This window comes from Dolichospermum sp. LEGE 00240 (genome assembly GCF_015207875.1).
Lineage (GTDB): Bacteria > Cyanobacteriota > Cyanobacteriia > Cyanobacteriales > Nostocaceae > Dolichospermum > Dolichospermum gracile.
Map to the genome: position 1 here is coordinate 35156 of NZ_JADEVZ010000005.1, position 14008 is coordinate 49163.

The 14008-nt window shown below is 39.7% G+C and carries 11 protein-coding genes; 2 read left to right on the forward strand and 9 right to left on the reverse strand.

Annotated elements, in window-relative coordinates:
• Positions 1-90 precede the first annotated feature (90 nt).
• Positions 91-324 carry a hypothetical protein gene (locus IQ226_RS02555; protein ID WP_027401182.1) on the forward strand — a complete coding sequence of 78 codons (234 nt, stop codon included), beginning with the start codon at positions 91-93 and terminating at the stop codon, positions 322-324.
• Positions 325-377: 53 nt separating this feature from the next.
• Here the strand turns inward: IQ226_RS02555 and rpoD are convergent, their stop codons facing one another.
• Both rpoD and gyrB read right to left on the reverse strand, forming a co-directional pair.
• The gene (rpoD, locus tag IQ226_RS02560) at positions 378-1550 is read right to left on the reverse strand and encodes an RNA polymerase sigma factor RpoD (RefSeq protein ID WP_193891721.1); all 1173 of its coding nucleotides are present in this window, start codon (positions 1548-1550) and stop codon (positions 378-380) included.
• A gap of 1137 nt (positions 1551-2687) precedes the next feature.
• The gene (gene gyrB, locus IQ226_RS02565; RefSeq protein ID WP_193891723.1) at positions 2688-4625 is read right to left on the reverse strand and encodes a DNA topoisomerase (ATP-hydrolyzing) subunit B; all 1938 of its coding nucleotides are present in this window, start codon (positions 4623-4625) and stop codon (positions 2688-2690) included.
• Positions 4626-4849: 224 nt separating this feature from the next.
• Here gyrB and miaA point away from each other — a divergent pair, with 224 nt between their 5' ends.
• Positions 4850-5749 (forward strand): tRNA (adenosine(37)-N6)-dimethylallyltransferase MiaA, encoded by a 900-nt coding sequence (miaA, locus tag IQ226_RS02570; RefSeq protein ID WP_193891725.1) that lies wholly within the window; start codon positions 4850-4852, stop codon positions 5747-5749.
• A gap of 37 nt (positions 5750-5786) precedes the next feature.
• On the opposite strand, the gene IQ226_RS02575 is transcribed toward miaA, so the two are convergent.
• The 7 genes from IQ226_RS02575 to hepA form a co-directional block, all read right to left on the reverse strand.
• Positions 5787-6113 carry a hypothetical protein gene (locus IQ226_RS02575; RefSeq protein ID WP_193891727.1) on the reverse strand — a complete coding sequence of 109 codons (327 nt, stop codon included), beginning with the start codon at positions 6111-6113 and terminating at the stop codon, positions 5787-5789.
• A gap of 51 nt (positions 6114-6164) precedes the next feature.
• A complete protein-coding gene (bchI, locus tag IQ226_RS02580; protein WP_193891729.1) occupies positions 6165-7283 on the reverse strand; it encodes a magnesium chelatase ATPase subunit I in 1119 nt (372 codons plus the stop codon).
• A gap of 225 nt (positions 7284-7508) precedes the next feature.
• Positions 7509-8933 carry an O-antigen ligase domain-containing protein gene (locus tag IQ226_RS02585; RefSeq protein WP_193891731.1) on the reverse strand — a complete coding sequence of 475 codons (1425 nt, stop codon included), beginning with the start codon at positions 8931-8933 and terminating at the stop codon, positions 7509-7511.
• 84 nt (positions 8934-9017) lie between these two features.
• Positions 9018-9962 carry a glycosyltransferase family 2 protein gene (locus IQ226_RS02590; RefSeq protein ID WP_193891732.1) on the reverse strand — a complete coding sequence of 315 codons (945 nt, stop codon included), beginning with the start codon at positions 9960-9962 and terminating at the stop codon, positions 9018-9020.
• Positions 9880-11082, reverse strand: a complete 1203-nt coding sequence (locus IQ226_RS02595) for a glycosyltransferase family 4 protein (protein ID WP_193891733.1) — start codon at positions 11080-11082, stop codon at positions 9880-9882. Before IQ226_RS02595 ends, IQ226_RS02590 begins: the two co-directional genes overlap by 83 nt.
• Before the next feature lie 25 nt (positions 11083-11107).
• Positions 11108-12094, reverse strand: a complete 987-nt coding sequence (locus IQ226_RS02600; protein ID WP_193891734.1) for a glycosyltransferase family 2 protein — start codon at positions 12092-12094, stop codon at positions 11108-11110.
• Positions 12095-12140: 46 nt separating this feature from the next.
• Complete coding sequence (hepA, locus tag IQ226_RS02605) at positions 12141-13970, reverse strand: heterocyst formation ABC transporter subunit HepA (RefSeq protein WP_193891735.1); 1830 nt, start codon at positions 13968-13970, stop codon at positions 12141-12143.
• Between the last annotated feature and the right edge of the window lie 38 nt (positions 13971-14008).

The following is a 14008-nucleotide window of genomic DNA, read 5'->3' on the forward strand; positions in this document are numbered from 1 at the left end:
AAGCTTTGAGCAAAGGTCTCTACTCTTGGACAGATGAACAACTCTAGGGGAATAAGTATAAATTAATTAAATAACTAACTGAGTAGAAACATGACTAAAACTAAAACTCAAGAACCCATTAGCAACTTAGAGTATGATTTTATCAGCGTTCTGCATACTAAAGCCGTAGCAGTTCAAGCTTATGAAAATTATATCAAAGATGCCAAAGAAGCTAATTCTCAACCTTGTGTAGAACTGTTCCAGAAATTACGGCAATCAGAAATTGAACAAGCTCACGAAATCCGCCATCATCTCCAAGAAGTTATGCAGAAAGGCAAGATGTAATTAATGCTGGGGGCAGGTTTAAGAGATTAATGATTGCAACCCACCCCTAACAATTAACGAATATACTCTTTCAATACGCTATTCCGATTGGGATGGCGTAATTTGCGGAGTGCTTTAGCTTCGATTTGGCGAATGCGTTCGCGGGTAACGTTGAAAATCTGACCGATTTCTTCCAGAGTTTTCATGCGCCCATCATCTAAGCCATAACGAAGTCGGAGAACGTCTCTTTCCCGAGGACTGAGACTATCGAGGACTTTTTCTAGGTCTTCCCGCAGCAAGTTCTTAGAAACTTGATCTTCTGGAGTTTCCCCATCAGATTCAATGAAATCACCTAAACGAGAATCTTCTTCTTTACCGATAGGTGTTTCTAAGGAAATTGGTAACTGGGCAGATTTGGCAATAAACCGCAGTTTCTCGATGGTCATTTCCATGCGAGTGGCAATTTCTTCTTCTGTGGGTTTGCGCCCCATTTCTTGAGATAGGAGTTTGGTAGTTTTCTTAATCCGCGAAATGGTTTCGTAGAGATGAACCGGTAAACGGATAGTGCGGGACTGATCAGCGATCGCTCTTGTAATTGCTTGACGTATCCACCATGTAGCGTAGGTAGAAAACTTATAGCCTTTTTCGTGATCAAACTTTTCAGCCGCACGAATCAAACCCAAACTACCTTCTTGAATCAAGTCTTGGAAGGACAAGCCCCGATTCATGTATTTTTTGGCAATGGAAACTACAAGTCTCAAGTTCGACTGTACCATCTTGTCTTTCGCTCTCCGTCCTATGTGCAGACGATAACGAAAGGTTGGTAATGGCAATGATACTTCCGCCGCCCACTCGCTGTCTCTAGGATCGCGTTCTAGGCGTTCACAAAGCCTTTCCCTCGCTCGTTCTAATTCCAGTAACTCAGCGATTTTCCGCGCTAGTTCAATTTCTTCGTCTGCGCGTAACAAACGAATCCGTCCAATTTCTTGCAGGTACAGACGAATTGAATCTTCTGTATAGTGCTTTTTCTTGGCGGTCTGTGTCCGACGACGCGATTTAGCGGCTTTTCCAGACTTTGCGTCGTCCTCATCAGACTGAGGCTCTAAAAAATCATCAATTTCGCCGTCATCAGTCAGCAATAAGTCCTCTTCTTCTATTAAGAGTGCTTGTAATTCGATCTCAGGCGGATTTATCATTTCTAGGTCAGGCTGATAAATATTATCGAGTACGTTGTTAGCCTGGTTCATGCCGCGTTCCTCATGCTCCTTGCAGAATCAGTTACCCAAGACATTTTGATTACTTTTGGCATTTAGTAATCTGTAAACCGAAAATGGGGTTTGGCTGATTAACCCCAGATATTTTCGGTGATTTTTTTCCTGTTTGATACAGGATTGTTTCGTAAAAGTGGCAAATATCACTTTGACAGCGAATCGCCTGCTTTTTTAATTGTCACATATCACTTTTGATTAACCGAATCTATAAACCTAGACCCGTCTTCTTCCAAAAGTTTCTTGATGCGGATACAAGTGTAGATTGTAGCCTATTTCACAAAAATTACACTCTTTTCGTGCATTATTTATGAACTTCTTTACTAAGATTAAGCCACCTTTATCAAAAAGACATTAAAAATGGCAGTAATACCATTAAATCTTGTCGAAAACTTTTTGGTTGGCCAGTGGCATTCTCATTAAATTAAAAGGTAGGTACACTTGCTGCTTTATAAAACTTATACAAATTGTTCCTAACTGAACAAATAGTATTTATGTTCTGCTTGAACTTGATCCGAAGGCGGATATTTGTTTACAGATATTAGTTCTGGTGGAACTAATTGGACATATTCACTATTAGCTAGTGATTGGTGTTTGTTTCCAGGCACTAACTCCTGTATATGCTATCCCAAAAACTTGAACTAAGGAGTTAAAGTTATGGCATATTTTTAGCGAGGTAAGAGACAAATTCAGATTTCTCTCGATTTAGCCTTATTCACACATTAGCGCAGAGTTGAGTTTTCTACCCTGTGCAACTTGACAAACTGTTCCTATGGTAGACAACGATATTTTAATCGGGTGATAAATAATATTGTTGCTAAAGTTGCCCAATGGTGTATTTGAGTAAATCAACGTATGCCAATTGTAATTATGAATACTTCGGATTTGAAGAAGGTGGCTGTCATCTGGTTATGAAAAGTTTTGTGTATACTTATTAAGCTTGGCTTTGTAGATAATATCTAGTTGCGCTTTATAAGCATAGCAAATGCTTTCCCCCTTTGTGGAGAAAATTTATGATTTTTCGAGAAAAAGTTATGGGAACAGGTAACAGGGAACAGCTAAGAGAAAAGGGATGGAGGATGAATTACCAATCACCTATTACCAATCACCCATGACCTAGATATCTAAATCTGTCATATTCAGTTTAGAACCATAGGTTTCAATGAATTCCCGGCGGGGTGCGACGCGATCGCCCATCAGAATGGTAAAAATCCGATCAGCTTCGGCTGCGTCTTCAATTTCCACTCGTTTGAGGGTACGGGTTTCTGGATTCATGGTGGTTGTCCAGAGTTGTTCTGGCATCATTTCTCCCAGTCCTTTAAAACGTTGAATGGTATAGTTAGCATTACTGGGAAGAGTACCTAGATGTTGTTGCAATTCCCGTTCGCTATAACAATACTGGTAATTTTTACCCCGTTCGACTTTGTACAAGGGAGGACAAGCAATATAAATGAAACCCTGTTCAATTAATGCTCTTTGATAACGGTAGAAGAAGGTTAACAACAATGTGCGAATGTGCGCCCCATCTACGTCAGCATCAGTCATTAACACTACGTGATGATATCGTAATTGTGCGGGGTTGAATTCTTCACCTTTAACACCTAAACCCAGTGCGGTAATTAAGGCTTGAATTTCGTTATTTTTATAGATTTTGGCATCGTCGGTTTTTTCGATGTTGAGGATTTTACCACGCAAGGGCAGAATTGCTTGGGTTCGGCGATCGCGCCCTTGTTTTGCGCTTCCACCCGCTGAATCCCCTTCCACGATGTATATTTCAGACTCAGCCGGATCACGAGAGCTACAATCTGCTAATTTACCAGGTAGAGGTGAAGATTCTAATACTGATTTGCGACGGACTAATTCCCGCGCATGACGGGCAGCTTCAGCAGCTTTAAATGCTTCGATGGCTTTATCTAAAATAGCATCAGCGATCGCCGGATGAAAGTCCAGATACTCAGTCAGAACTTCACCGACAAAAGAATCAACGATACCGCGAACTTCTGTATTTCCCAGTTTAGTTTTAGTTTGTCCTTCAAATTCAGGATCAGGGACTTTCACGGAAATTACAGCAGTTAAACCTTCGCGGACGTGTTCACCACTGAGGTTAGATTCATTCTCTTTAATCTTATTGCGTTTGCGGGCAGTTGCGTTTAATGTTCGAGTTAAAACTGCCTTTAATCCTTCTAAGTGCGTACCACCATCAATAGTCCGAATATTATTAGCAAAACCGAGAACATTATCTGTATAAGCGTCAGTACACCACTGCAAAGAAACTTCTACCTGGACGTTATTACGTTCCCCTTGGACATAGATAATTTCTTCATGGATAGGTTGCTTCTCACGGTTCATGTAGGCGATATATTCCTTAATACCACCCTTGTATTCGTAAGTTTCTATTCTCGGTGTTTCGCTTTTAAGGATTTCTAAACGATGATCTGTAAAGGTAATTCTTACACCTGCATTTAAATACGCTAACTCGCGCAATCGTCCTGATAAAGTAATGTAATCGAATTCTATGCTGGTGGTAAAAATTTGTGTATCTGGCTTGAAGGTAATAGAAGTACCAGTTCTATCTTCTTTGTAAGGCGTTGCTACCAATTCCGTAACTGGGAAACTCCGTTCATATCGCTGCTTATGTACCTTGCGATCGCGCCAAACCGTAACCTCTACAAACTCAGAAAGGGCGTTCACAACCGAAATTCCCACTCCGTGTAAACCACCAGAAACTTTATAGCCACCACCGCCAAATTTACCACCAGCATGGAGAACAGTTAACACGGTTTCTAAAGCTGATTTTCCGGTTTTTGGGTGAATATCGGTAGGAATACCCCGACCATCATCTGTTACGGTGACAGAACCATCAGCATTGATATCCACTTCAACATGGGTACAGTGACCCGCCAAAGCTTCATCAACAGAGTTGTCCACTACCTCGTAAACTAAATGGTGGAGTCCTCGCGGACCTGTAGTACCAATGTACATCCCTGGTCGTTTGCGGACGGCTTCCAGACCTTCCAGAACTTGAATCTGATCGGCGCTGTAACTGCTCGTCATGAAAATTCTCCTGATACTTGGGGTTAATATCGCCAAAAGGCGAAAAAAGTCAAATCACACCGCCATTATAACACAAAAGCCTTCCTGCCGTCTGTAGCGCAATTTTATGAGAAGTTTGTATAGTGGTTATAACCCTAACGGGAATTCAAGAGACAATTACCTGTTCCCAGTTCTTCTTCCCAATGACTAATAACTAATAACTAATGACTAATAACTAATGACCAATGACTAAATTAATTGTAATTTGTGGAGCGACAGCGACGGGTAAATCTAGTTTGGCTTTAAGTTTGGCACAAAGGTTAAATTCTGTAATTCTTAGTGCTGATTCTCGTCAAGTATATCGTGAGTTTGATATTGGTACGGCTAAACCAAATGTGGTTGAACAAAAATCAGTTCCCCATTATTTAATAGATATCTGTCAACCAACTGAAATAATGACATTAGCAGATTATCAGGAACAAGCACGAGCTTTGATTACTAGCTTGGGGGTTGAAACACTGTTGTTAGTGGGTGGAACTGGTTTATATATTCGTTCCATTGTTCAAGGAATGAAGATTCCCAGGGTTTCACCACAACCAGAATTGCGATCGCAATTAGCATCTCTGGGGCAAATCCAACTTTACCCCATGTTACAACAAGTTGATCCGATTGCTGCTCAAAAAATTCATGCTAACGATTTAGTGCGAACTTTAAGGGCTTTAGAGGTTTATTATACAACTGGTATGCCGATTTCTGAACAACAAGGAGAAAATCCCCCAGATTATCCAATTTTGCAAATTTGTTTAGATTCTGATGCAGAACATTTAGATGTAAGAATTCGCAAGCGAACTGAGCAAATGATAGCCGATGGTTTAGTCGCCGAAGTTGAATATCTTTGTCAAAAATATGGTGCTGCTTTACCTTTATTAAATACTTTGGGATATGAAGAAATTAAGCAATATTTAGCCGGTGAACTTTCTTTAGATGAAGCTAAAGAATTAATTGTTTTACATACCAGACAATTCGCCAAACGTCAACGAACTTGGTTTAGACAATCTCCTAATCTCGAATATGTTAACATGAATAATCCTGATTTATTAGAAAGTGTTTGGCAACGAATTAATCACAAATTCGTTATTTGTTAGCTGCTTTTATAAAGACAGTTAGGACAATTTAAATAAGTTAAAAAAACTTACCCATGAGAATTAGATCAGCAAAACCGTAAATACTAATTCCTAATAGGAGTAATGCGGTCAATTGGGTAAGGCGTTGTTGAGTTAAAATTGTGTGGTTGTGTCCGTTGGGAGATATTGCTTCTCGGACGAGGATAGAAGTTGATGCGCCAATGACAAAACTTAAACCTAGTATGATGTAAGGCTTATCTGGGACAATGGTGGAGACTGTCAGCATAGCGATCGCTAATGTCAACATTAATAATTCCACAAACCGGGGTGGATGATCTTGAATAAATAAAATTAGGCTATTTAAGCAAAAGTTCCAGGTTCTCATAATTTGTCAGTTGTCAGTGGTTGTTGCACTCACCACTGACACCTATATTAACTAACGAGCGCCAGCTTTTACCCCTGCACCAGTTTTCTGAGTTGAGTCTTCTGGAAGTTCCACACCAAAAACTCGACAAAAGACCTTTTCTACTTTATATCCTGTATCAATAGATTCCAAGGGATCTTTCCGCAGACGGTGACGCAGACATAAGGTAATTACCCGCCGGATATCGTCAACTGTTACTTCTGTCCGACCTTCAAAGGCGGTTAAGGCTTTAGCCGCACGGTTTGTCACAATGTCACCCCGCAACCCGTCTACATCCAATTCTGAACAAACTTCGGAAATTTTTACCCGGAAGTCATAATCTAAATTAACTTGTGGTAATAAGTTTTGGGCATTGACAATTTGCTCTTGTAATGCTACTTGGGGAGCTTGGTGTTTTTCTAAATACACAGGCGGATTTTGGTCAAATTCACCCCGTTCTTCCACAATTTGCACCCGCAAAGCTGGTTCTTTCACAGTGCGGATTTCCGCGTGCATTCCAAAACGGTCAAGAAGTTGGGGACGCAGTTCCCCTTCTTCTGGGTTTCCCGAACCGACGAGAACAAATTTGGCTGGGTGACGGATAGAAATTCCTTCCCGTTCGACGGTATTCCAGCCACTAGCAGCGGAATCGAGAAGTACGTCTACCAAGTGGTCATCTAACAAGTTGACCTCATCAACGTAAAGAATACCTCGGTTGGCTTTGGCTAGAAGTCCGGGTTCAAAGGCTTTCACACCCTCAGACAACGCCTTTTCAATGTCAATTGTTCCACAAACTCGGTCTTCTGTAGCGCCCAATGGTAAATCTACCATTTGCACCTTTTTGTGAGTGATGGGAATTTCTAACCCTTGTGCTACCTGTTGACGGACTTCATCACTCATCAAGTCCGTGTCGTTGGGGTCACTGTTGAAGGGGTCATTAGCGACAACAGGGATTTCTGGTAAGAGGTCCGCCAAGGCGCGGATAGTTGTAGATTTTCCGGTGCCGCGATCGCCCATAATCATTACACCTCCAATTTTGGGGTCAATGACATTTAACAGCAGCGCCAGTTTCATTTCTTCTTGACCAACGATGGCTGTAAATGGAAAGACCGCACGACGCGCACTCGCACTAGCTTGAGCAGTTGAAGTCACTAAATTACCTTAACAATATTTTTTATTACAATTCCTTATTTTGACACATTTTGGGGAGGTGGGTCGGTTGTTCGTTCAGAGAACTCCTTTAAAACCCACATTCCGCACTTCATTTTGTAATACACCAAGATTACCATTTTTTGAAGCATAAATATGTGACACTTGAGGGTGCGGAATGTGGGTTACAAAGGGGGATCTCAAGATTGCTAAGGAAGGGGTTTTAATTCAACTCTGTGGTCTGCTGTAGTATTTATGACCTGCCATAGCCATTGCCAAAAATCCCCACATAATCATCCCGGCAATACTCAGCATCCCACTATAGATAATTAACTGAGCACAAGAACTGATACCAATAGCGCGGGCAGCACTGAGAAAACTATCAAAACGACCTTCAGTATAATTATTAACGGTAATTAGCATTAATACTAACCCAGTAATATAGGGTATAGCACCAATCCAACCCAAGGTAAAAAACATATCTAAAATGCCGCTATCAATAACAATCACTTCTATTTGTCCAGTTTTTTCATTCACTTTCCAGATATTGCCAAAGCCGTTACCGACAACATTAGAAAGAGCTAAATTCAGGTTCCTGTCATAAGTTGCGGATCTATCTCTAAAACTACCATCTTGTTCGAGATTAGAAAAACTTTCAAATCGCGTGGTAATAACTTTAGAAAGCGGTTCGATAGTTACCAAGGGAATAACACAGATTGACATTACTAAAATTATCGTAATTAATTGCATTTGAATTCTGGGTTTTACTGAACCAAAAATCATAATTATTCCTAGCAACCAGCCGCCCCAACTTGTCCGCACTTGGGAAAGTAAGAATGATAAATAACCCACAGCAGAAGCAGGGAAAATTAACGGACCAGTGCTGGTAAATAATAATAGTAAACCAGCTTGCATGACAGTCCCAAATGGACCAGGTGAGTGTAATGTACTCCAAACGCGCATTCCAAAAGGAATTGGGTGTCCAGCACTGGTAAACATTTTCGATTGAATTAGCCAATATCTATCCCATTCAGGAGCGACAACAAATTGATAGACTCCGTAAGCTCCTAGTATGAGTACACACCAAATAAATGTTCTTTGCAGATGCTGACGATAACTGGGATAATCTCGCCAATTAGAAAATAGATGAAAAGCAAAAATTATCGGGCTTAACCAATCTAAAAAACTCCGAACTACAGGGAGAGGTTGATTGTAAATTAAACCTATTAAACATCCATAAGAAACTCCTATGGCTGCTAAAAGAAATGGCAGTCCCCCTTGACGAAGACTGCTAGGTAGATGTTTGAAAAAGGTGAATATGGTCAGGAATACGACTAAATAAGGTGCAATTAACATTTGTCTGGTGGGGTCCCAGCCAACTTTATAGTCGACGAAACGAGTGATTATAGGGGTCAGAAACCAAATCCACCAAGTGAAACCGATATAGTGGATGGGATGCCGTAAATACAAAAACACAGCAACTAGAAAGGCACTGGCGGAAAAAACAAAGTGCAAACTGCCTGTACTGGTAAAGTAGCAAGCTGTTGTGATTAAGATAAAACCCAGGATGATGATCCAACTTTGGGCTGATCGATCTTGGGGAGAAAATTGTTCTTTTAAAACTGTATTGAACAGTATTGGTTTGGAAATCATTTTGATCTGATTATTCTATAAAAAGTTTAGTTAGGAGATAGATCCCCGACTTCTTGAAGAAGTCGGGGATCTGGGTTGGGGTAGTTAATAACTAAGATGGTGTTTTTTTATGTTTCTATATTTTTGATATCCTAACCATCTTCCTTGTAAGGATGCTCGCAATTTTTTACTGGCAGTTTCTTTTTGTTGGGGAAATAGTCTCAGCCATTGACATATTCCTAAACTTTCTCTTGTACCAACTAAAATTGACCAAGATAAAAATACAATTTGACGCAGGGGCGAAAGATGTTCTAATAAAATTAAGGTTTCGTTGTGGACTAGGTTAATTAATGCGGTGTCGTTAAAGTTGTGGCGTTGATCTTCGTCAAATCTTTGGGCGGGATAGTGATCTACTGCAATGCTGGGATCATAAATTATTTTCCATCCAGCCCGTTTGAGGGTGAGGGCGAAGGACATTTCAAAATGTACTTGTGCGCCTGTTCCTTGCATTCTGTCGTCAAAGCGTAATTTACCGATCGCCTGGGTACGAAAGCTCATATTCACACCTTTGAGAACATCAACCTCACGGGGTGCGCCTATTCCTAAATGATGGTTGCCAATGACGCGCCCCCACCATTGCAATTTACCAACTATGGGACGAGAACCATTTTCTAATTTGTCTCCTTGATACACCCAATCACGACCACCAACGCCACCAACGGCATAATTAACGCTGAAGTGAGTATTAATTTTTGCTAACCAATCCGGGTGGGGGGCGGCATCATCATCGGTGATGGAAAGAATGTCTCCCTGGACTTGTGCTAGTCCGGCGTTGAGGGCGGCGACGACTCCCGACTGAGTGACGGTGACAATCTGTAAGGGGAGGAGGTGGGGCGGAAATTGTTGGAGAAATTGCTGGGTTTCTGTGTCTGTATCTCTGACAACAACGATCGCCTGATCAACTGATTTAGTTTGCCGTTGCAGTGCTTTCAGACAGCGGGCTAGGTCTTGAGGACGGCGATAGGTGGGGATGAGAACTGTGTTTCTCATGGGTGATTAACTCCTCAAATATATTTAGATAGGTTTGTGCCATTGTTGACCAGCTATGTTGTTCGGCAATAGTCCGGGCAACTTTACCCATTTGTTGACGCAGTGAGCGATCGCTATTTAATAATCCAAGCGCATCGGCTAAAGCATTAACATCATCACAATCGTCTAAAACGATGCCACAGTCGGGATTAACTAAATCAGCCGCACCAGTAGTAGTGGCGGTAATCACGGGCAAACCTGAAGCCATCGCTTCAATCACTACAAGTCCAAAGGGTTCATAACGGGATGGAAACACAAATAAATCTGATGCCCGTTGAATTTGGGGCATATCACGGCGATAACCTAAAAAATGCACTCTTTCACTAATATTTAATGCTTTTGCCATTGCCGGATAAGGGCTATCTTCAGTACCACCGACCACTGCTAAATGCAATTCAGGAACTTTTACCAAAGCATGAAGTACAGTATCTAAGTTCTTGCGAGAAATCCGAATATCGCCGGCAAATAATGCCAAATTAACATTCTCCGGTAATCCTAATTCCCTCCGCAAACTGACACCAGGAGCAAATTCTTGTAAGTCTACACCATTAGCAACAACCCGAATTTGTGAACGAGGTACATCAATATTTACTAATTCTTGGGCAACTTTTTCTGAGACAGCAATAATAATTTTAGATTTCCGAAAAGCTTGTTTTTCCCAATAAGCATTAGCCGCAGTAAATAACCATTGATATAACCCGTACAAATCTTTACGGTTATGGGAAATATGCACAGGCGATTTCAACCAAGAACCATGCACAAAATGCACGGCATTCACATCACTTGCCCCCATAGTAATCGCGCCATTGACCTTAATTAAATCTAAATTAGCTCGATTTTTACGCAACCAATTGGCACTTTTTTGAGCAAAAATCAAATTGCGAATAAATTCCGTAGGATACCCTTCTACTGGAATATAAATACAATTAACAGCACTATTTTCGGCTAACTCTGGGGCAATTTCACTAGCTAATAATGTCAGATCATGACCACGCCGAATGGCTTCTTGAACTACTTCATAATTAACTCTACCTTGACCATCACCTTTTCTGACTTTGTGGGTAACAATGCAAATTTTCACTCATAACCTCTTGTAATTGACTAAATTAGGAAATTTTCCAGATTTTATTCGTTAAATTGGTAGGAATAAAACTAATAATTAAAGCCGCTAAAGTTCGTAAGTTAAACTTTTGCTCACTTAAAGTTTGCCAAAAATAACGGCGGGCATCTGTGATTTTTTGATCTCGTAATAAGCCAATTCCTAAAGTTGTATTAGCTTCTAACCATTTGGTTTTAAAGTAGGACTTAAATTCCTGTAACCGTTGATCTTCCATAAAAGTTTGGTAACAGAATATCTCACTTTTACCTTTACGGATTTTTGCTTGCACACTGCGACTACCACTGAGCATAGTATCAGTTTGTTCATGCTCTCGATATTTGGTTAATTTTTCGGGAACATAGTAAACTCCATAGCCAGAAATACAACAAAGATAAGTTAAATATAAATCCCACATTCCGTCAACTTCTGAAGGAATATGATCCCAATTAAGCACTCCATTTCTAATTACACAAGCAGCGGCGGTGGGAATACTTTTATCAATTAAGCCAATTTGAGTAAAATTTTTATGAACTCCGGGAGTGATTTGATCACGTTTATAACTGCGGGTATTGTTTTCAGTGGCAGCGACATTAATTTTACTATCACCATCTATAATATATTGGTCACAAAATGCTAAAATTAAATCGGGATTTGCTTCTAAATTGGGAACAAGTTTCGATAAAAAATCCTCATTCCATATATCATCATCATGGAGACTGGCCACATATTTACCTGTAGCAATTTTAAAACCATGAAACTGATTAGCTAACATCCCAATATTTTGCTCATGTCGCCAAAATTTGATCCGTGAGTCTTGAAATGATTCAATTAGTGCTTGAGGATTTTCAGAACTACAATTATCAGAAACAATAATTTCTAGATTTTGATAGGTTTGGTTAACAGCACTATTAATGGCTTGTTTTAGGTATTCTGGGCGATTATATGTGGGGATAATCACGCTTACCAAAGGTTCGGAGGAGTTAATATTTAACATTGCTTGGCGGATGAGAAAATAAACTATGGGAAAATTGAATGATTGTTTATCTCACTTCATTTTGAATTTGATAATATTGCCAAAATTTGCCACGTTGTTGAAGTAGTTCTTGATATGCTCCCTGTTCTACAATTTTTCCTTGTTCTAAAACCACAACTTTATCGGCTTTAGCTATAGTAGAAAGACGGTGAGCGATCGCAATTACTGTCCGTCCCACAGATAGCTTTTCTAAAGATTCTTGAATTAACCGCTCAGACACAGAATCTAAGGCACTTGTAGCTTCATCTAAAATCAGAATTTCGGGGTTTTTCAGTAATGCGCGAGCGATCGCAATTCTTTGTCTTTGTCCACCTGATAACCGCACACCTCTATCTCCTAATTGCGTATCGAAACCCGTCGGCATTTCTAAAATAAATTCTAAAGCATTTGCCAATCGTGCAGCTTCTTTAATCTCTGTTGCTGTAGCTGTTGGTGTCCCATAAGCAATATTATTCCAAACAGAAGTATTGAAAATAAAAGTATTCTGACTCACAACTGCTATCTTAGAACGCAGAGAGTTAATGTCAAATTTGCGAATATCAACTTCATCTATATAAATATAGCCATCAGTCGCATCATGAAAGCGAGGAATTAAATCTGCAAGTGTGGTTTTTCCAGCCCCAGAGGAACCGATTAAAGCCGTCATTTGCCCTTGTTTAATCGAGAGAGTAATATTATGCAAAACCCGTTGATTAAGACTATAATCAAAATCTACAGACACCAAATCAATTGATCTTTTGAAACCAGGAAATCTCAGTGCGCCATTTTGAAAATAGATTTTATCATCAGTCTTTAACAAATCCTTGATATTTTCTACTGCTCCTGCTTGGGTACTTAAAAAAGCTATAACTCCATTCAAATCCTGAGTCATAGGGATAATGCGGAACAGGACAAAAAAGAAAGTTAACAAAGCCGAAACTTTCATTAATCCTGTGGTTAAAGCCACAATAATCATACTAATCAGAATTAGCGTAGATATACTCTCCGCCAAAGGCTTAACTATCAAAGAAATCCAATAAACACTTTTCCAAGTATTAACAATTTTTTCACTGGCTTGATAATACCGATTTCGCTCAAATTCTTGAGTAGAAAAAGCATGAATTGTGCGAATACCTTCGATAAACTCTAGCACCCTAGCCGTAAAATTATCATTAGCGGAAGTAATCGCAAAACTACGTTCTCTAATTTGTTTATTTAAGGTAGATAATCCTACCGCCAAAAGACTAAATAGTAAAATAGAAACTATAGTCAGTTTCCAGGAAAGTATAAACAAAGAAATAGAATAGACAATCAGTGTAAAACCTCGGGTGATTAAAAAAGCTAGTCCACCAAAAATTTGTCTAATTCTCTCCATTTCACTGGTAAGAATATTCACCAATTCTCCAGATTTTTTATGACTAAAATAACTGAGAGTTTGAGCCTCTAACTGTTGAAAAATTCGTTTACGTAGATTATCTACTAAACTGATTTCACTAAACTGAATGCAAATCTGTCCTATATAATTGAACGATGCTCGCATACAGGTTGTCACAACAATTAAAGCAGATATTCGATATAATCGCTCTGTTGCTGAACCATTAATTCCTAAAATCAAAATATCAAACCACTCTATCCCTGTTTTCACAGGTTCAGAACCAGGAGTAGTTAAACTTTGCAGAAACACCAACAAAAATCCTAAACCAAACCCTTCAAAACTTGCCGCTAAAGCCGAAAATACGATAGCTAAAATCGCCACAACTCGAAAGTGTTTAAATTCTCGTAATATTACCCGATTATTTTGCCACAAACTTGTAGCTTGCAATATTTTCACTGTTGACGGTAGAAATTTGGAATCCATAAAAATTTTGACCGATAATTTTGATAATTAAGTATAGA